Origin of the sequence: Nocardiopsis xinjiangensis YIM 90004 (assembly GCF_000341145.1) — a bacterium.
GTDB classification, from domain to species: domain Bacteria; phylum Actinomycetota; class Actinomycetes; order Streptosporangiales; family Streptosporangiaceae; genus Nocardiopsis; species Nocardiopsis xinjiangensis.
Map to the genome: position 1 here is coordinate 41,801 of NZ_ANBE01000022.1, position 18,330 is coordinate 60,130.

Here is an 18,330-nt window from a genome sequence, read left to right on the forward strand (position 1 = left end):
GGGGACACCGTGTACAGGTGGATATAGCCGGTGCGAACCACTCCTGTGGTTCGCACCGGCTATGTTTGCGCCCCCCGTGCGCGAGTAGCCGGTGCGCTCACGCCGACCGGTACTCGCCCGTGACGACGGCGTTGCCCGACCCGGCAGTGACCTCACCCAGGCGCCAGGCCTGGACCCCGCGTCCGGCAAGCAGGGCCGAGGCCCGTTCGGCGTCCTGTTCCGCGACGATCGCGACCATGCCCACGCCCATGTTGAACGTGGCCTCCATGTCCTCGCGGTCCACCCCGCCCTTCTCGGCGAGGTGGTCGAAGACCGGGCCCGGGGCCCACGTTCCGCGGTCCACGTGTGCGTCGGTGTGGTCGGGCAGGGACCGTGCCAGGTTCGCGGCGAGCCCGCCCCCGGTGATGTGGGAGTAGGCGTGCACCTCCACCTCGGCGGTCAGGGCCACGCAGTCCTGCGCGTAGACGCGGGTCGGGGTCAGCAGTGCCTCGCCCAGGGTCCCGCCCAGTTCCGGGACCTCGCCGAACAGGTCCAGGTCGGCCTCGTCCACGATGCGCCGGATCAGCGAGTACCCGTTGGAGTGCGGTCCGGAGGAGGCCATCGCGATCAGGGCGTCGCCCTCGCGGACCCGGTCCGGACCCAGGATCGCGTCACCCTCGACCACACCGGTCCCGGCGCCGGCCAGATCGTACTCGTGCGGTTCCATCGCGCCCGGGTGCTCGGCGGTCTCCCCGCCGATGAGTGCGCACCCGGCCCGGTGACAGCCTTCGGCGATCCCGCCGACGATGTCGGCGATGCGCTCGGGCACCACCGCTCCGGTCGCGACGTAGTCGGTCATGAACAGCGGCTCGGCCCCGCTGACCACCAGGTCGTCCACGACCATCGCCACCAGGTCGATGCCGATGGTCTCGTGCCGGTCCAGCTGCTGGGCGAGCAACACCTTGGTGCCCACCCCGTCGGTGGAGGTCGCCAGGACCGGGTCGCGGTACTTGGCGGTGTCCAGGCGGAACAGTCCGGCGAAGCCGCTGGCGTCATCGACCTGCTCCGGGCGGCGGGTCCGCGCGACGTGGCGCTTCATCAGGTCGACGGCGCGCTCACCCGCGGCGATGTCGACGCCCGCGGCCGCGTACGCGCCCGCCCCCGTGTTCTCGGCTGCCACGCGAGTTACTCCTCATGATGTGTTCGGTGGTACCGGGCGCTGCCGTGCTTCGGCTTCGGGCACAGCGGCACCCGGGTGAAACGCGAAAGAAGCCCCAGAGGTCAGTGGGAACCGCCCACGGCCACGGTGGAGCCTTCAGGGGTGCCACAGGTCTTCTCCAGCATGTGCTTGCCCTGGGAACCGGTGTCGATCTCCAGCGGATACACACCGTCGAAGCAGGCCCGGCAGAGCTGACCGGAGGGGACCTCCGTGGCGGCGGTGAGCTCGTCGAGGTTCACGTAGGCGAGGCTGTCGGCGCCGATGGACTCGGCGATCTCGTCCGTCGACAGGTTCGCCGCGATGAGCTCGTCGCGGGTCGCGAAGTCCACCCCGTAGTAGCAGGGCCACAGCACCGGAGGGCTGGAGATACGCACGTGGACCTCGGTGGCGCCGGCCTCCCGCAGCATCCGCACCAGGGCGCGCTGGGTGTTGCCGCGCACGATCGAGTCGTCCACGACCACCAGCCGGCGTCCTTCGATGACGTCGCGGAGCGGGTTGAGCTTGAGCCGGATACCGAGCTGGCGCAGGGTCTGGCTGGGTTGGATGAAGGTGCGTCCCACGTAGGAGTTCTTCACCAGGCCCTGGGCGAAGGGGATCCCGCTGGCCTCGGCGTACCCGACCGCGGGCGGGGTGCCCGACTCCGGGACCGGGATGACCAGGTCGGCGTCGACCGGGTGCTCGACGGCCAGACGGCGGCCGACCTCCACCCGGGTGGTGTTGACGTTGCGGCCGGCGATCGTGGTGTCGGGGCGGGCCAGGTAGACGTACTCGAACAGGCAGCCCTTGCGGTCGGCGGGGGCGAAGCTGCGCGAACGCAGACCCCGTTCGTCGATGGTGAGGAACTCGCCCGGCTCGATCTCGCGGACGAACTCGGCACCCACGATGTCCAGGGCGGCGGTCTCGCTCGCCACGACCCAGCCGCCGGCGCCCGAGGTCTCTCCGAGGCGGCCGAGCACGAACGGGCGGATGCCCTGCGGGTCGCGTGCGGCGTAGAGGGTGTTCTCGTCCATGAACACCAGGGAGAAGGCTCCGTGCACCTGGGGCAGGAGCTCCATCGCGGCGTCCTCGATGGAGACCTCGGGGTCGTTGTGGGCGCGGTCGGCCAGGAGCTGCGTGAGGATCTCGGTGTCCGTGGTGGCGCGCTGCGGGCCCCGCATCCGCGCGGCGAGCTCGGTGGTGTTGATCAGGTTGCCGTTGTGCCCGAGCGCCAGGCCGCCCTCCCGGGCGAAGGTCGGTTGGGCGTTCTCCCACACGGGTGAACCGGTCGTGGAGTAACGGCAGTGGCCGATCGCCATGTGCCCGCGCAGGTTCTCGAGGGTGGCCTCGTCGAAGACCTGGGAGACGAGTCCCATGTCCTTGTAGACGACGATGCGTTCCCCGTCGCTCAGCGCGATGCCCGCGGATTCCTGCCCGCGATGTTGGAGCGCGTAGAGACCGAAGTAGGTGAGCTTGCTGACTTCTTCGCCGGGTGCCCAGACCCCGAAGACACCGCAGGCGTCCTGCGGGCCGCGTTCATGCGGATCGAGGTCCATGGAGAGCCGGCCGTCGGAGTACGGCACGTGCACAGTTTAGTGCCTGCCCGCCGACCGCACGCCACTCGGGGTCGGATCACCTTCCGCGGGGGCCGCGAGAGCACATCTCACGGCCACAGCGGCAGATGTGCGGACAGATCCGCACGGGCGCCACTGGCACTGACCCGGTGGTCCCCGAGCTCCTCCTCCCACGTGAGGGCGCCGGTGGCCAGACGCAGCCAGGTGAGTGGTTCGGTCTCCACCACACCCGGCGGTGTGCCCCGCGTGTGCCGGGGGCCCTCCAACGCCTGCACGGCCCCGTACGGCGGCACACGCACCTCCAGGCTGTTGCCCGGGGCCCGCTCGGCCAGGACCGCCAGGGAGCCGCGCACGGCCGCCTTGACCGCCGGGCGCAGCGGCTCGGGGGCACGCAGCACCGCGCGGGCGCACGCCGCCACCGCTTCCTCGTCTCCGCCCTCGAACGGATCCTCGCCCAGGGCGGCACGTTGGTCGTCGAGTGCGGTGCGCAGGCGTCTCAGGGCGCTCGCGGTCAGTGCGGTCGGCATGGGGCCAGCGTACGGTCCCGGAAGCCGGCCCGGTCGGGGAGGAACGCTTCACGTACCCCCGGGACGATCAGGTCACGGAACGACAGCGATACTTGTCAGCGGGCGAAAATGCCCTGAAGGTGGACACCGAGAGGCACTTGCGGAGTCGATCACCGCTTCCCCGGCCGGGTGATTCCTGTCTCAGGGCCACACTGGCCCGAGAGCGCCGGAGACGGTAGCGTCCCTGGCCTCCCGGCTCCCAGCCGGATGCCACACCGCGCGCTGTCGCGCTGAAGCAGATGGTCAGCGCCCGTAATATCCACCAAGGAAGACCACCGCACCATCGGGAGAGACGACGTGCGCCTGCGTTTGCGCCCGCGTGATGACAGCTACTACGAGATGTTCACCGACTCGGCGAACAACCTGGTCATCGCGGCCCGCCTGTTGGTGGAGCTGATGAGTGACGGGGCCGACCGGGAGGCCATCACAGAGAAGATGCGCGCCTGCGAGCACGCCGGGGACGACGCCACCCACGCGATCATGCGGCGGCTCAACAAGAGCTCGGCGACCCCCATACACCGTGAGGACATCTATCGTCTCGCCTCCAACCTCGATGACGTCATGGACTCCATGGAGGCGGCCGTCGACCTCATCGGGCTCTACGAGCTCGACCGCATGCCCAAGGGCATCATCGACCAGATCGAGGTGCTCGAGCGCGCCGCCGAGCTGACCGCCGAGGCCATGCCGCGCCTGCGCGACCTCGAGGACCTCACCCGGTACTGGATCGAGATCAACCAGCTCGAGAACCAGGCCGACCGCATCTACCGCAAGCTCCTCGCCCACCTGTTCAGCGGCGAGTACGACGCTCTGACGGTGCTCAAGCTCAAGGACGTCATCGAGGAGTTGGAGACGGCCGCCGACGCGTTCGAGCACGTGGCGAACACGGTCGAGACGATCGTGGTCAAGAACGGCTGAGCACGAGAAGGGCCGGGGCGCCTCGCGGGAGGCCCCGGCCCTTGCCGCATGCGCTCGGGTCTACCCGAAACGGCCGGTGATGTAGTTCTCCGTCTCCTTCTGATCGGGACGGGTGAACATCTGGTTGGTCTCGCCCATCTCGATGAGCTTGCCGGGCTTGCCGGGGGCGGAGAGGTTGAAGAACGCGGTCCGGTCGGACACACGCGCGGCCTGCTGCATGTTGTGGGTGACGATCACGATCGTGTAGTCCTCCTTCATGTTGTGAATGAGGTCCTCGATCGCGAGCGTGGAGATCGGGTCCAGCGCCGAGCAGGGCTCGTCCATGAGGAGGACGGACGGCTTGACCGCGGTGGCGCGGGCGATGCACAGGCGCTGCTGTTGACCGCCGGAGAGGCCGGCGCCGGGCTTGTTGAGGCGCTCCTTGACCTCCTCCCACAGGTTCGCGCCGCGCAGTGACTCCTCGACCAGGTCGTCGGCCTCGGACTTGGACATGCGGGAATTGTTGAGCCTGGCCCCCGCGATGACGTTGTCGTAGATGGACATGGTGGGGAAGGGGTTGGCCTTCTGGAAGACCATCCCGATCTCGCCGCGGACCATGACGGGATCGACGTCGGGGCCGTAGATGTCCAGGTCGTCGAGGAGGACCTTGCCCTCGGCGCGGGCGCCGGGGGTGACCTCGTGCATGCGGTTCAGAGCACGCAGGTAGGTGGACTTGCCGCAGCCGGAGGAACCGATGAACGCTGTCACCGACCGCGGCTCGATGGTCATGGAGACGTCCTCGACGGCCTTGAAGTCGCCGTAGTAGACGTTGAGTCCGGAGACGTCGATTCGTTTCGCCACTGGATGTTCCTCGTGAGTCAGAGCGTGGGTCGGGTGGTCAGCGGGTCTTCGGCGCGAAGAAGCGGCCGATCATGCGGGCCAGGAAGAACAGCAGCATGACCACCAGGATCAGCGTCAGCGCCGCGGCCCAAGCCCTTTCGTAGTTCACGGCCCCGCCCATGCGGACCTGCGAGTAGATGAACACCGGGAGGTTCATCATCTGCCCGTCGAACAGGTTCCAGTTGATGGACACGGCCGACGACCCTGCGGTGAGGACCAGCGGTGCCGTCTCTCCGATAACACGGGCGATGGCGAGCACGATTCCGGTGGTCAGTCCGCTCGCCGAGGTCGGCAGCACCACCTTGGTGATGGTGCGCCACTTGGGCACGCCGAGGGCGTAGGAGGCCTCCCGCAACTCGAGCGGGACCAGGCGCAGCATCTCCTCGCTGGAGCGCACCACGACCGGGATCATCAGGACCGCGAGGGCGAGCGCGCCGGAAGCGCCGTTGAGGTGTCCGGGACCCAGCAGCACCATCCACAGGGCGACCACGAACAGACCGGCGACGATCGAGGGGATCCCCGTCATCACGTCGACGAAGAAGGTGATCACCTTCTTGAGGCGCCCCTCCGCGTACTCCACGAGGTAGACCGCGGTGAGCACACCGATGGGCACCGAGATGAGGGTGGCCATGCCGGTGATCGCCAGGGTGCCGACGATCGCGTGGTAGACACCGCCCGCGTCCATGCTCGGCAGGACGCCGTTCATCGACACGGACAGGAAGTAGCTGTCGAACCGGCTCATGCCGTTCTGCACGACCGTCCACAGGACCGACACCAGCGGGGCCATCGCCAGCAGGAAACACCCGTAGACGATCGCGGTGATGAACCGGTCCTTGGCCTTGCGTGCGCCCTCCACGCGCACGGAGGCGGTCACGGAAATGACCAGGTAGGCGACCGCGGTGAGCAGGGCCCACAGTATGACCCCGAAGGAGGAGAAGGCCAGCAGAACGCCGGCCACCACGGCGGCCGATGCGGCCAGGAGGACGGGTGAGAAGTAGCGGGGCAGCGATCCGCGGCTCAGCTGGGCGCGGGTCTCCGGCTCGGGAGGCTGCGTGGTCGTCGTGCTCATCAGGCCTCCTTGTTTCCACGCGCGACGACGTAGCGGGCCGCCATGTTGACGAACAGCGTGATCGCGAACAGCACCAGGCCCGCGGCGATGAGCGCCGAGACTCCGTAGCCGGTGGCCTCGGGGTACTGGAGCGCGATGTGGCCGGCGATGGTCTGGTTACCGCTCTGCAGGACGTTCCAGGAGATCATCAGCGACGGGGAGAGGATCATCGCCACCGCCATCGTCTCGCCGAGCGCACGGCCCATGCCCAGCATGGCGCCGCCGACGATGCCGGACTTGCCGAAGGGAAGCACGGCCAGCCGGATCATCTCCCAACGGGTGGCCCCCATGGCCAGGGCGGCCTCGCGGTGGCCCTGCGGCACTTGGTGGAAGACGTCCCGGGACATCGCGGTGATGATCGGAAGGATCATGACGGCCAGCGCGATGCTCGCGGTGAGGATGGTCCGGCCGGAGGGGGAGGGCGGTCCGGCGAACAGGGGGATCCAGCCCAGGTAGCGGCTGATGCCCTCGAAGACGGGAACCAGTTGGGGGGCCAGGAAGCCGATGCCCCACAGGCCGTAGACGACGCTGGGGATGGCGGCCAGCAGGTCCACCAGGTAGCCCAGCAGGGAGGCCAGCCGGCGCGGCGCGTAGTAGACGATGAACAGCGCGATGCCGATCGCCACCGGGGTGGCCATGACGAGGGCGATCAGGGCGGCCAGGACCGTACCGAACGCCAGGGCCGCGACACCGAAGGCCGGTTCCTCGCGGACGTTGGCGTCCCACTCCCGGGTGGTCAGGAAGTTCTGGGTGTTGGCGGACAGTGAGGGCCATGCCTGGACGATCAGGAAGGCTGCGACACCTGCCAGGATCAGCAGGATGAGGATGCCCGAGCTTCGGGCGAGCCCGGCGAAGACTACGTCGCCGATCCGGCGCTTGCCCGAGGGCGGGGGTGCCGCCTGAGGCGCGTCCGTGGTCGTCATGGAGTGGCTCCGTTGGGAATGGATTGCGGGTCGGATCACCCAGGCGCGCGAAAGGGACGTGCCGCGCCGAATGCGAAGGTAGGCGGCGGAGATGACCAGTTCTCCCAGAAGAGGTGAACGGTGGGTGAACTGGGTGTCGCATCACCGTGGCCGCAGGGGATGTGGCCGGTGAATGTGATCACCCCCACCCGCCCCCGGGGCCTCGTGGGGACGGTGACCGATCACACGCCCGGTGCGTACATCACGTCGGTCTCCCACACGGAGAAGCCCAACGTCTCGTACAGACGCACCGCCGCCGTGTTCTCGCCGTCGACGTACAGGTGCACCCACGGCAGCCCGGAGTCGCGCAGGTGGTGCAGACCGGCGAGGGTGAGAGTGCGGCCCAGCCCAGTGCCCTGCCAATCCGGGTCCACACCCACGGCGTAGACCTCGCCGACCGCCTCGCCGTCGGTGAGCCCGGCGCCGTCGGAGTGGACCTTGGTCCAGTGGAAGGCCGCGATGTCACCCTGCTCGGTCACGGCCAGGAAGAAGCCCGCCGGGTCGAACCAGTCCTCCTCCTGCCGCTGGCGCAGGTCCTCCTGGGTGAGCCGGCCCTGCTCGGGGTGCTCGGCGAAGGCGCGTGCGTTCGTGCGGAGCCAGGCCTGATCGTCGCGCCCCACCTCGAACGGGCGCACGGTGACCCGGTCGGCGATCTCCGGGCGCATCGTCGCCTCGGGCAGCTCCGGGGCGGTCCAGGGGCCGCCGCGCTCGTCGGCGGTCAGGTCGCGCAGCGGCATGCGCAGCTTGTAGAGCTCACGGGCGGTGTCCCACCCGGCGGACGCGGCGAGGGCGAGGGCTCCGGGCAGCCGGCCGTGGGCCCACACGCGGACGCCGTCCGTGCCCGCGTCCTCGTGCAAGGACCGCAGGAGGGCCGCCCCGTGGCCCTTGCTGCGGTGCGCGGGTGCGACGACGAGCTCGCCGGAGTCGGGCTCGCCCCCGGCACGTTCGACGACCCCCGCCCCCACGACCTCCTCTCCGTCGGTCAGCACGTGGAAGCGCACGCTCCCTGCGGGGGCGCCGTGGCGCACCCGCAGGAGCGGCTGTTCCGACAGCGCGGCGACGCCGTCGGCATACAGGGCGTCCTCGGCGAGGGCGAGGACGCGGTCGGCGAGTTCCGGGGACAGGGTGTCGGTGACGTTCACGGTGCTCATGGCCCGAAGCCTACGACGCCGGACCCGTAAAAAGCGTGTCAGGTCGGGGCCGCGTCAGCCCTTGCGGCGCTTGCCCTGGTACCCGCCCTCGAACGCCGTGCGGACACGCCGGGACGGCATGATCGGGGTGGCCAGCAGGAGCGCGACCAGGAGTGCGCCCAGGAGCGCCGCCGGGGCCACGCCGGCGCCCATTCGGTCGTGGTCGGAGGCGACCTCGGTACCGTCCAGGTCGTCGTCCTTCTCACCCTGGCCGGGACTGACCAGCGGGAGCTCGGCGAGGTCCTCACCCTCGGGGGAGATGTCGGGCAGGTCGGCGTCGTCACGGGGCAGGGTAGGGATGTCCGCATCGCTGGTGGGCGGGCTGTCGACACTGCCACTGCCACCGCCACCGCCCTGGGGCGTGGAACCGGTGCCGTCGCTCCGGGAGCCGTCCTCGGGGTCGGGACGAGGATCCTCGGAGGGGGGACCGCCGCCGTCCGTCGGGGTGGCGGTGGGACGGTCCGTCTCGGTGGGGGTGTCGGTCGGCTCTTCGGTGGGCTCGTCCGATTCGGTGGGTTCCTCGGTGGGTTCCGGCTCTTCCGGGGGTTCCTCGGTGGGCTCGTCCGTGGGCTCTTCGGTGGGTTCCGGCTCTTCCGGGGGTTCCTCGGTGGGCTCGTCCGTGGGCTCTTCGGTGGGCTCCGGCTCTTCCGGGGGCTCCTCGGTGGGCTCGTCCGTGGGCTCTTCGGTGGGCTCCGGCTCCTCCGGGGGCTCGGTCACCGTCACCGACCAGTTCACGTCGCTCGAATCGGTCGCCCCGCCGGGGCAGTTGCCTTCCTCGTCGGCGAGCGCGTGCGCCAGCGTCGCGGTGACGGAGGTGCTCTCCTCGGGTGTGCCGTTGAGGGAACCGGCCTGCAGGCTCTCGCCCGGCGCCACCTTCTTCTGCCCGTGGTCCTCCACGGAGAAGGCGCCGGAGGAGGCGGACAGGCCGAACAGGCAGAGCGGGTCACTCCAGGGGTTGGTCACGTTCACCGGGTTGGGGCCCGCGCTTTCTCCCGGCCCGATGAAACTCACCGACGACTCCAGAGCCACGGTCGGAGTCGAGGCCGCCCAGGCACCCGGAGCAGCCGTCACGGCGATGAGTGTGGAGCCGGCGAACGCGGCACCGAACGTGCGCAAACGGCCCGGTCGGCGGCGGACGGCGGGGGACGGGGGCGTCGTCGAAGCGGTGGGCATGGTGGGTCCTCAACCTCCGTTGGCGCGCCGGGACAGTCGGCCGCACCCGGCCGCGAGGTTCCCGCCGCGCCTGAAGTCTCCCCAGCTTTCGGATGCATCCCAGATCCTAGGACCTGGTGGCGCTGAGCACGAGGGGGTCCGAGCACGATCTGTGGATCTCCAGCGTACGCACGGTGTCCGAAAATGCTGAAGGGGCGCCGCCTCCGTCCGGGGAAGCGGCGCCCGGTTCGGGTGGTCGACCCGGGTGGAGGGAGCGGACCGGGTCAGCCCTGGTCTGCCTCGGCGGGGCGGGGCGCCGGGGGNCTGTACCTGGGACTTGGCGGTCGACTCCGGCACGAAGCGGTACCCGACGTTGCGCACGGTCCCGATCGAGGACTCGTGTTCCGAGCCGAGTTTGGCGCGCAGGCGCCGTACGTGGACGTCGATCGTGCGGGTGCCGCCGAAGTAGTCGTACCCCCACACCTCCTGGAGCAGCTGCTCCCGGGTGAAGACCCGGCCCGGGTGCTGGGCCAGGAACTTGAGCAGTTCGAACTCCTTGAAGGTCAGATCGAGGATGCGGCCCCGCAGGCGGGCGATGTAGGTGGCCTCGTCGATGACCAGTTCGCCCCGGCGGATCTCGTCGGGGTCGTCGGCCGTGGACTCGGCGGAGCCGACGGCNCTGCCAGTCGGGGGTCAGCGCGGCGAGGCCGCCTTCGGTGAGGATCACCAACAGTGGACAGTCCAGTCCGGTGGTGTCCAGGAGCCGGCAGAAGTTGCGGGCGGCGGCCAGGTCCGTTCGCGCGTCGACGAGAATGGCGTCGACAGGGGTACCGGTCGAACCGGTCGCCCCCGAGGCCAGTAGGGCGCCGGCCTCGGCGGGGGCCACCCGCACCGAGTGCAGGAGGAGCCCGAGGGAGGGTAGAACGTGGTCGGACGGTTCGTTCGAGTTCGTCAGTAGCAGCAGATGGCTCATGCGTCTCTTCTCGTGAAGCCCGTTCCGAGCGGGCGAACGAAGGCGCCGTTGCCCTCGGTGAAGAATTCCTCTATATGTCGCCTCCGAGTAACACCAAGGATAATCAACACATGGCGAAGTGCACTGTCAGGTACTGGGCCGCGGCCAAGGACGCGGCGGGAACGGGTGAGGAGACGGTCGAGGCGAACACTCTCCAGGAAGCCCTCGACACGGTGCGTCACCTCCGGGGGGACGACCGTTTCCGGAGGGTTCTCGGGATCTCGTCGCTTCTGGTGGACGAGAAGCCGGTCGGCTCCCGGTCCCATGGTGAGGTCGTGGTCGCGGAGGGCAGTGTGATCGAGGTCCTGCCGCCCTTCGCCGGCGGGTAGAGGCACGACCGGGAGTCTGGAGCCAGGAGGAAACATGGCTGAAGCAGGGGGCTGGACGAACTCTGCCCGTGTGGTGGTGCTCGGCAAGCCGGGCTGTCATCTGTGCGCGGACGCATGGGGGGTCGTCGAGCGTGTCACCGACGAGTTCGGTGCCACTCGCGCCGAGGTGTCGCTGCACGACGTCTCCGAGCCCGAGCGCGAGGACTACTGGGACAAGATTCCGGTCACCTTCGTCGATGGTGAACGGCACGATTTCTGGCGCGTGGACGAAGGAAGGCTCCGTTCCGTCCTCAATTCGTGATGAATGTGAACTTCTGCGACCGCGCTTTTTCACAAAACCACATGGTGGTGGCCCGTGGGAAGTCGTGGAGCGGGGGTCACACGGCCTCCCACTTTGTGCGTAGTTTCACAAGCGCGTAACCTGGGACGTGCAGACCTGTCGGGGACCCCACCACACCGGCTTCCGAGCGGAGCCGCACGGCCCGCACCCCCGCCCGCACCGACCGCCGCAGGAGTGCCAGACCTTGATCAGTCGCCCGCCTCGGCCCCGGGACCGGGGAATACCCGAGGCCACCGTCGCCCGGCTCCCGGTCTACCTGCGCGCCCTCCAGGCCCTGCAGGACCGCGGGACGCTCACGGTCTCCTCCGAGGCGCTCGCGACCGCGGCCGGGGTCAACTCCGCCAAACTCCGCAAGGATCTTTCGCACCTCGGTTCCTACGGAACGCGCGGGGTCGGTTACGAGGTGGAGTACCTCGTTTACCAGATCTCCCGTGAGCTTGGTCTCACGCAGGACTGGTCCGTGGCGATCGTAGGAATCGGAAACCTCGGTCGGGCGCTGGCCAATTATGGGGGTTTCGGTACCCGGGGCTTCCGCATCGCGGCCCTCCTCGACGCCGACTCCACGATGGTGGGACAGAGCGTTGCGGGCCTGAGTGTGGGGCATATTGACAGTTTGGAAGAGGCCGTACGCGACAACGGTGTGTCCATCGGTGTGATCGCCACACCGGCCGGCTCGGCACAGCACGTCGCCAACCGGTTCGTCGAGGTGGGGGTGGCCAGCATCCTCAACTTCGCGCCGGTCGTGCTCAATGTGCCGGAAGGGGTGGATGTGCGTAAGGTCGACTTGTCCATCGAACTCCAGATCCTGGCCTTCCACGCCCAACGGCGGGCCGACGGGGACGGCCGCGCACCGGCAGACCGGACGGGACTGGAACTGACCTGACGATCGGAGCACGAGAACTGGGGCGGCCGAACCGAGGGCGACCCCGGAAGCAACAGCGCGCAGAGTCCGAGGGGCTGTGCGCGGCTTCCTGTCATCGTGGTCGAGTATGGGGAAGCACTGTGAGACATAGTGCCGACATGGGAGTACGCGGATGAGTGTCCTGGCCGTGGGTTTGAGCCACCGGAGTTCGCCGGTCGAGCTGCTCGAACGTGTCGCGCTGAACGGGGAGACACGGGCCAATGCAGTCGCGGAGATACTCGGCTCCGACCCCGTCAGCGAAGTCATGGTCGTCTCGACCTGCAACCGCACCGAGATCTACGCAGACGTCGACGCCTACCACGGCGGGGTCGCCGCCGTCACCGAACTCCTGTCCTGGCACACCGGTGTCCCGCTCAGCGAGCTCTCCGACCACCTGTACGTGCACTACGAGGACCGTGCCGTCGAGCACCTGTTCTCCGTCTCCTGCGGCCTCGAGTCCATGGTCGTCGGTGAAGGCCAGATCCTCGGCCAGGTGCGCGATTCCCTCAAGGAGGGGCAGGAGAACGGTTCCGTGGGACGCGTGCTCAACGACCTCGGCCAGCGCGCTCTGCGTGTCGGCAAGCGCGCCCACACCGAGACGCACCTGGACCACGCCGGCGCCGACATGGTCGGTTTCGGTCTCACCGTAGCCCTGCGTGACCTGGCCGCCTTCCCCGGCGCGAGCATCCCCGGTGGCGCTCCCGACAGCAGCGCCACCCCGCCCGTCGGCTGCCCGATGTCCGGGGCCACCGAGGCCGAGACCTCCGCCTCCGCCGACACCGCACCCCCCGCGAGCACCACCGGCCCCCTCAGCGCCACCGGTACTTCCCTGAGCACCCCCGGGCCCCTGACCGGTATCCGCGTACTCGTCCTCGGGGCCGGGTCCATGAGCGCCCTGTCGGCCAACACCGTCGCCCGCCAGGGCGCGGCGAGCGTCATCGTGGCCAACCGCACCTTCGAGCGGGCCGCGCGCCTGGCCGAGTGCCTCACCGAGGCCTACGAGAGCGTGCACGCCGAGGCGATCCCCTTCGCCGAGGCCGCGGACGTCCTCGCCGACGTCGACCTCGTCGTCTCCTGCACCGGAGCCCAGGGCCTGGTGCTGACCGCCGACCGGATCGCCGCCGCCAACGAGGGCCGCACCCGGCCGCTCGTCCTGCTCGACCTGGCCCTGCCCCGCGACATCGACCCCGATGCCCGCGGTCTCGACGGGGTCGGCGTCGTCGACATCGGGGACCTGCGCCAGGCCTCCGCCCACGGCACCGGCGAGCAGGCCCGCGCCGACTCCCTCACCCTGGCTCGCGGCATCGTCGACGAGGAGGTCACGGAGTTCCGCTCCGTGCGCCGCGCCAACGAGGTCGCGCCCACCGTCGTCGCTCTGCGCACTCAGGGGCACAGCGTGGTGCAGAACGAGCTCGCCCGCCTGATGGGCCGCCTGCCCGACGACCTCGACGACCGAGCCCGCGAGGAGATCGGCCGCGCGATGCGCCGCGTGGCCGACAAGCTTCTGCACAGCCCCACTGTCCGCGTCAAGGAGCTCGCGGCCGACCCCGACGGCGAGGCCTACGAGAACGCTCTGCGACGCCTGTTCGACCTCGACGATCCGCAAACGGCCTCGGCCGACGAGCGAGCCGATCGCACCGGCTCGCCGGTGTCGGCCGCACAGGAGAAGGCATGACCGGCACATCCGCCAAACTCGGCACCCGGCGCAGCACCATGGCCACGAGCCAGTCCCAGGTGGTGGCCGATGCCATCACCGAGCGCACCGGCCGGAAGGTCGAGCTGTCGCTCATCACGAGCTTCGGTGACGTCACCAAGGCGCATCTGACCCAGCTCGGCGGTACCGGCGTGTTCGTCAACGCGCTGCGCGACGAGCTGGAGTCCGGGGGCATCGACTTCGCCGTCCACTCCCTCAAGGACCTGCCCACCACCCCGGTGGAGGGCCTCGTGCTGGCAGCCGTCCCCGAACGCGACGACCACAGGGACGCCCTGTGCGCCCGCGACGGGCTCGGGTTCGATGACCTGCCCGCCGGGTCCAAGATCGGTACCGGTTCGCCGCGCCGCGTCGCCCAACTCCGTCTGGCCCGCCCCGACCTGGTCTTCGTGCCGATCCGCGGCAACGCCGAGACCCGCCTGGGCAAGGTCGGCTCCGGAGAACTGGACGCCGTGGTGCTCGCACACGCCGGTCTCGGCCGCGTCGGACGTCAGGAGGCCGTCACCGACGTGTTCGAGCCCGAGGTCATGCTCCCCGCACCGGGCCAGGGCGCCCTGGCGGTGGAGTGCCGCGACGAACGCCTCGCCGGCGACCTCGGGTTCCTGACGGCGGTCGACCACCCCGGCACCCGGCTGGCGACCGTGGCCGAGCGCACCGTCCTGGCCGAGTTGGAAGCCGGGTGCGCGGCCCCCGTCGGTGCCTACGCCGAGTACGAGAACGGACAGCTGAGCCTGCGCGCCAACGTCGTCGCCACGGACGGTGGCGAGGCCGTCCGCCGCCAGGGCACGGTCGAGATCCCCTCACCCGAGGACATCGAGGCCGCCGTCGGTCTCGGACGCGACCTGGCCCGACGGATGATCGCCGAGGGCGCCGACCGAATCGTGGCCGACGCCTTCGCCGAGAGGGACGAGGCCTGAGCAGGAGCCGACGGCCCAGCCCCGCCGTAGGCGCCCTCCCGACCGTGCCGGCGCAGGGGGCGATCCAGACAGAGGAGCCAGTACGTGAACGCCAACGCCAACCCCCAACCGGAGGAACAGCGTGCCGCCGCTCGGCCCGGGCAGGTCGCCCTCGTCGGGGCGGGTCCCGGCAGTGCAGACCTGCTGACGCTGCGCGGTGCCGAGCTGCTGCGCCGCGCCGACGTGGTCATCACGCTGCGCGAACCCGCCAACGAGGAGCTCGCGGGCTTCCGTGCCGAGCTCCTCGACCACTGCCCGCCCGAGGTGTCCGTGGTCGAGGCCGACACCTGCGGCGACGACCTCAACGGGGTCGCGCTCTCCCACGCCCGCGAGGGCAACCGGGTCGTGCGCCTGTACTCGGGGGATCCCTTCGTGGTGTGCCGGGGCGCCGAGCTCGTGGCCGCCTGCCGCGAGAGCGGCATCGAGGTGGAGGTCGCCCCCGGGCTGTCCCCCATCACCGCCGGCCCCGCCTTCGCCGGTGTCCCGCTGCTGGCCGGCGAGGAGACCGAGGTCCGGGTGATCAACGCCCGCGGGGCCGGAACGATCGACTGGGCCGAGGCCGCCGCGAGTGAGACCACGCTGGTGGTGCTGGGAGCGGACGCACCCGTCGGACAGAACCCCGAGCACCAGGGTCCCGGATTCGACATGGTCTGCAAGTCCCTCGTGGCCGGTGGACGCCCCGGCAATACCCCCGTGTCCGTGGTCCGCGCCGGCGGCACCACGCGCCAGACCACCGTCACGTCCACGCTGTCGCGGCTCGTGGCCGAGCTCAAGCAGAAGGACGCCAAGAATCACCACCTCGTGGAACCGGCGCTGATGATCGTGGGCCGGCCGGTCTCCCGCCAGCCCGAACTGAACTGGTTCGAGACCCTCCCGCTGTTCGGCTGGCGTGTGCTGGTGCCCCGCACCAAGGAGCAGGCCGCTTCACTGTCGGAGCAGCTGCGCGAGCACGGCGCGGTGCCCGAGGAGGTGCCCACCATCTCCGTGGAACCCCCGCGCACCCCGCAGCAGATGGAGCGCGCAGTGCGCGGTCTGGTCACCGGCCGCTACCAGTGGGTGGCTTTCACCTCCACCAACGCGGTCAAGGCCATCCGCGAGCGCCTGGAGTCCTACGGGCTCGACGCGCGTGCGTTCGCCGGGGTCAAGGTCGCGGTCGTGGGCGATGCCACCGCGGACGCCGTGCGCAGGTTCGGCATCGAGCCCGACCTCGCCCCGCCCGCGGGCCCTTCGCAGTCCGGTGCCGGGCTCGCGGAGGTGTGGCCGCCCTACGACGCGGAGATCGACCCCATCGAACGGGTGCTGCTGCCGCGCGCCGACATCGCCACCGAGGCGCTGTCCTCGGGGCTGACCAACAAGGGGTGGGAGGTCGACGACGTCACCGCCTACCGCACCGTGCGTGCCGCGCCTCCGCCGCAGTCTGTCCGAGAGGCGATCAAGGGCGGTGGTTTCGACGCGGTGCTCTTCACGTCCTCCTCGACGGTGCGCAACCTCGTCGGGATCGCCGGCAAGCCGCACAACACGACGGCGATCGCGGTGATCGGGCAGGAGACCGAGAAGACGGCCCTGGAGTTCGGGCTCCGCGTCGACGTCGTCGCACCGAAACCGTCGATCACGGCGCTGGCGGAGGCACTCGCGGAGTACGGCATCACCAGGCGCAGCGAGGCCATCGAGGCGGGAAAGCCCGTGCTCAAGCCGAGTCAGAAGCGCCGCGGCCGACGCCGCAAGCTCTGAGCCCGCTGCGACGACCACCCACCCGAGACCACCGAACCGGGGGTTCCACGTGACCGCTTCCAGCCCCGACGCCGCCTTCCCCGCCGCGAGGCCCCGACGTCTGCGCCGTGGCCGGGCGATGCGCCGCCTGGTCGCCGAGACCGCGGTGCGCCCGGAGAACCTGATTCTGCCGATGTTCGTCAAGGAGGGGCTGACCGAGCCGGTCCCGATCTCCTCCATGCCCGGGCAGGTGCAGCACACGAAGGAGAGCCTGCGCAAGGCGGCCGCGGAGGCCGCCGAGGCCGGTGTCGGCGGCCTCATGCTGTTCGGTGTCCCCGAGCACAAGGACGCCGCCGGCACGCAGGCCGACGACCCGAACGGTGTGGTGCAGGAGGCCCTGCGCGACCTGTCCGCCGAGGTCGGCGACGACCTCGTGCTCATGGCCGACCTGTGCTTGTGTGAGTACACCGACCACGGGCACTGCGGTCCGCTGCAGGCGGACGGGCACGTCGACAACGACCTCACCCTGGAGCGTTACGCCTCCATCGCCGCCGCGCAGGCCGATGCGGGCGCGGCCGTGGTCGCTCCCAGCGGCATGATGGACGGTCAGGTCGCGGCGATCCGGGCCGGCCTCGACCGGGCAGGACACACGCAGGTCCCCGTCCTGGCCTACGCGGCCAAGTACTCCTCGGTCTTCTACGGACCGTTCCGTGAGGCCGCCGAGGGCGCCCCGCAGTCCGGCGACCGTTCCGGCTACCAGCAGGACCCCGCGAACGTGCGCGAGGCCTTGCGGGAGGTCGCCCTCGACGTGGCCGAGGGCGCCGACATGGTCATGGTCAAACCCGGCCTGGCCTATCTGGACGTGGTGGCCAAGGTCGCCGAGACCTCGCCGGTACCCGTGTCGGCCTATCAGGTCAGTGGTGAGTACGCCATGATCGAGGCGGCAGCCGAGCGAGGATGGTTGGAACGCGACCGGGCCATCGTGGAGGTACTCACCTCCTACCGGCGGGCGGGGGCCGAACAGATCCTCACCTACTGGGCGACCGAGGCGGCCCGGCTGTTGCGCTGACGCGAGAGGCCTGCACGCCCCGGTCGCGGCCGCCGGGGCCGGGCACCCCTCCGAAGGCCGCGACCGGATTCGAGGCGACCGCGGGAGGCCCCATGGCGGATGTGTTGTACCGACGTAAACGCAGGCACGCGACGGACAGCATGCTGACGTCCGCCTTGGGCTACGCCGATCTGGGCTGGCCCGTGGTCCGCGGGACCTCTCCCGGCCACGACCGGGCGTGTACCTGTGACCGGATGGGCTGTCCCGACCCGGCCGCCCACCCGGTCAGCGCCGCCTGGGGTGTGGAGGCCAGCACCGAGGCCGACACCCTGCGCCGGTGGTGGGCCGCCGACCCGCACGCCAATGTGGTCCTGCCCACCGGCCGTGTCTTCGACGTGCTCGACGTTCCCCGCGAGGCCGGTGTCATGGCTCTGGCCCGCATGGGCCGCTCTGGTCTGCCCGCCGGTCCCGTGGCAGCTCTCCAGGGCCGTTACCTGTTCTTCGTCGCCACCCGATCGCCCGTGGACGAGCAGGAGTGGTGGTCCTGCCATCTCGACTGTGTCCCCGAAGCGGTCGAGGAGATGCCGGGACTGCGCTGGCACTGCCGGGACAGTTTCGTACTCGGCGCGCCCTCGGCCCTGGCCTCCGGTGGCCGGGTGACCTGGATCCGCAGCCCGCGCGAGGGTGACGGGTCGGTGGTCCTTCCCGATCCGATCGCGGTTCTGGACATCCTCGCCGACACCAGCGAGGAGTTCTCGCGCTGACCGCGGTCTCCGGGCGGGAGGGGTCCGGGATCGACGGAC

17 protein-coding genes and 1 pseudogene are annotated in these 18,330 nt (G+C 70.2%); 9 read left to right on the forward strand and 9 right to left on the reverse strand.

What is annotated here, in order from left to right:
- Positions 1-97: 97 nt before the first annotated feature.
- The 3 genes from purM to D473_RS0111645 form a co-directional block, all read right to left on the reverse strand.
- Positions 98-1,159 (reverse strand): phosphoribosylformylglycinamidine cyclo-ligase, encoded by a 1,062-nt coding sequence (gene purM, locus D473_RS0111635; RefSeq protein ID WP_017609242.1) that lies wholly within the window; start codon positions 1,157-1,159, stop codon positions 98-100.
- Between the two features lie 101 nt (positions 1,160-1,260).
- Positions 1,261-2,757 carry an amidophosphoribosyltransferase gene (gene purF / locus D473_RS0111640; RefSeq protein ID WP_026126857.1) on the reverse strand — a complete coding sequence of 499 codons (1,497 nt, stop codon included), beginning with the start codon at positions 2,755-2,757 and terminating at the stop codon, positions 1,261-1,263.
- An 80-nt stretch (positions 2,758-2,837) separates the two neighbouring features.
- Positions 2,838-3,275, reverse strand: a complete 438-nt coding sequence (locus D473_RS0111645; protein ID WP_017609244.1) for a sterol carrier family protein — start codon at positions 3,273-3,275, stop codon at positions 2,838-2,840.
- 336 nt (positions 3,276-3,611) lie between these two features.
- Here D473_RS0111645 and D473_RS0111650 point away from each other — a divergent pair, with 336 nt between their 5' ends.
- A complete protein-coding gene (locus D473_RS0111650; protein WP_017609245.1) occupies positions 3,612-4,229 on the forward strand; it encodes a DUF47 domain-containing protein in 618 nt (205 codons plus the stop codon).
- Between the two features lie 60 nt (positions 4,230-4,289).
- On the opposite strand, the gene pstB is transcribed toward D473_RS0111650, so the two are convergent.
- The 6 genes and pseudogenes from pstB to D473_RS26580 form a co-directional block, all read right to left on the reverse strand.
- Entirely contained in the window at positions 4,290-5,069 is a 780-nt protein-coding gene (gene pstB / locus D473_RS0111655; protein ID WP_017609246.1) for a phosphate ABC transporter ATP-binding protein PstB, read from the reverse strand.
- A 37-nt stretch (positions 5,070-5,106) separates the two neighbouring features.
- Positions 5,107-6,177, reverse strand: a complete 1,071-nt coding sequence (gene pstA, locus D473_RS0111660; RefSeq protein ID WP_017609247.1) for a phosphate ABC transporter permease PstA — start codon at positions 6,175-6,177, stop codon at positions 5,107-5,109.
- On the reverse strand, positions 6,177-7,139 hold the full coding sequence (gene pstC, locus D473_RS0111665; protein ID WP_017609248.1) for a phosphate ABC transporter permease subunit PstC: 963 nt from the start codon (positions 7,137-7,139) through the stop codon (positions 6,177-6,179). Before pstC ends, pstA begins: the two co-directional genes overlap by 1 nt.
- Positions 7,140-7,360: 221 nt before the next feature.
- Positions 7,361-8,329: a mycothiol synthase gene (gene mshD, locus D473_RS0111670; RefSeq protein WP_017609249.1), complete on the reverse strand. Its 969-nt coding sequence runs from the start codon at positions 8,327-8,329 to the stop codon at positions 7,361-7,363.
- Between the two features lie 54 nt (positions 8,330-8,383).
- Positions 8,384-9,541 carry a hypothetical protein gene (locus D473_RS26055; protein WP_026126858.1) on the reverse strand — a complete coding sequence of 386 codons (1,158 nt, stop codon included), beginning with the start codon at positions 9,539-9,541 and terminating at the stop codon, positions 8,384-8,386.
- Between the two features lie 270 nt (positions 9,542-9,811).
- Positions 9,812-10,493, reverse strand: a pseudogene (locus tag D473_RS26580) (winged helix-turn-helix domain-containing protein); the annotation flags it as partial.
- 110 nt (positions 10,494-10,603) lie between these two features.
- On the opposite strand from D473_RS26580, the gene D473_RS0111685 reads away from it, so the two are divergent.
- The 8 genes from D473_RS0111685 to D473_RS0111720 all read left to right on the forward strand — a co-directional run bounded on the left by D473_RS0111685 (position 10,604) and on the right by D473_RS0111720 (position 18,291).
- A complete protein-coding gene (locus D473_RS0111685; protein WP_017609251.1) occupies positions 10,604-10,861 on the forward strand; it encodes a MoaD/ThiS family protein in 258 nt (85 codons plus the stop codon).
- 34 nt (positions 10,862-10,895) lie between these two features.
- Positions 10,896-11,162 (forward strand): glutaredoxin family protein, encoded by a 267-nt coding sequence (locus D473_RS0111690; protein WP_026126859.1) that lies wholly within the window; start codon positions 10,896-10,898, stop codon positions 11,160-11,162.
- 223 nt (positions 11,163-11,385) lie between these two features.
- On the forward strand, positions 11,386-12,084 hold the full coding sequence (locus tag D473_RS0111695) for a redox-sensing transcriptional repressor Rex (protein ID WP_017609253.1): 699 nt from the start codon (positions 11,386-11,388) through the stop codon (positions 12,082-12,084).
- A 151-nt stretch (positions 12,085-12,235) separates the two neighbouring features.
- Positions 12,236-13,777: a glutamyl-tRNA reductase gene (locus D473_RS0111700; RefSeq protein WP_017609254.1), complete on the forward strand. Its 1,542-nt coding sequence runs from the start codon at positions 12,236-12,238 to the stop codon at positions 13,775-13,777.
- Positions 13,774-14,730, forward strand: coding sequence for a hydroxymethylbilane synthase (hemC, locus tag D473_RS0111705; protein ID WP_017609255.1), 957 nt, complete (start codon positions 13,774-13,776; stop codon positions 14,728-14,730). Before D473_RS0111700 ends, hemC begins: the two co-directional genes overlap by 4 nt.
- A gap of 84 nt (positions 14,731-14,814) precedes the next feature.
- Positions 14,815-16,500 carry a bifunctional uroporphyrinogen-III C-methyltransferase/uroporphyrinogen-III synthase gene (locus tag D473_RS0111710; protein ID WP_017609256.1) on the forward strand — a complete coding sequence of 562 codons (1,686 nt, stop codon included), beginning with the start codon at positions 14,815-14,817 and terminating at the stop codon, positions 16,498-16,500.
- Between the two features lie 49 nt (positions 16,501-16,549).
- Positions 16,550-17,548 carry a porphobilinogen synthase gene (hemB, locus tag D473_RS0111715; protein ID WP_026126860.1) on the forward strand — a complete coding sequence of 333 codons (999 nt, stop codon included), beginning with the start codon at positions 16,550-16,552 and terminating at the stop codon, positions 17,546-17,548.
- A 140-nt stretch (positions 17,549-17,688) separates the two neighbouring features.
- The gene (locus D473_RS0111720) at positions 17,689-18,291 is read left to right on the forward strand and encodes a bifunctional DNA primase/polymerase (protein ID WP_017609258.1); all 603 of its coding nucleotides are present in this window, start codon (positions 17,689-17,691) and stop codon (positions 18,289-18,291) included.
- Positions 18,292-18,330: the final 39 nt, after the last annotated feature.

Bases quoted from the DNA above. Each gene is read 5' to 3' on its own strand.
- D473_RS0111720 (WP_017609258.1), top strand. From the start codon at position 17,689: ATGCTGACGTCCGCCTTGGGCTACGCCGATCTGGGCTGGCCCGTGGTC.
- pstC (WP_017609248.1), bottom strand. From the start codon at position 7,139: ATGACGACCACGGACGCGCCTCAGGCGGCACCCCCGCCCTCGGGCAAG.
- mshD (WP_017609249.1), bottom strand. From the start codon at position 8,329: ATGAGCACCGTGAACGTCACCGACACCCTGTCCCCGGAACTCGCCGAC.
- D473_RS26055 (WP_026126858.1), bottom strand. From the start codon at position 9,541: ATGCCCACCGCTTCGACGACGCCCCCGTCCCCCGCCGTCCGCCGCCGA.
- hemC (WP_017609255.1), top strand. From the start codon at position 13,774: ATGACCGGCACATCCGCCAAACTCGGCACCCGGCGCAGCACCATGGCC.
- D473_RS0111685 (WP_017609251.1), top strand. From the start codon at position 10,604: ATGGCGAAGTGCACTGTCAGGTACTGGGCCGCGGCCAAGGACGCGGCG.
- D473_RS0111645 (WP_017609244.1), bottom strand. From the start codon at position 3,275: ATGCCGACCGCACTGACCGCGAGCGCCCTGAGACGCCTGCGCACCGCA.
- D473_RS0111690 (WP_026126859.1), top strand. From the start codon at position 10,896: ATGGCTGAAGCAGGGGGCTGGACGAACTCTGCCCGTGTGGTGGTGCTC.
- D473_RS0111700 (WP_017609254.1), top strand. From the start codon at position 12,236: ATGAGTGTCCTGGCCGTGGGTTTGAGCCACCGGAGTTCGCCGGTCGAG.
- pstA (WP_017609247.1), bottom strand. From the start codon at position 6,177: ATGAGCACGACGACCACGCAGCCTCCCGAGCCGGAGACCCGCGCCCAG.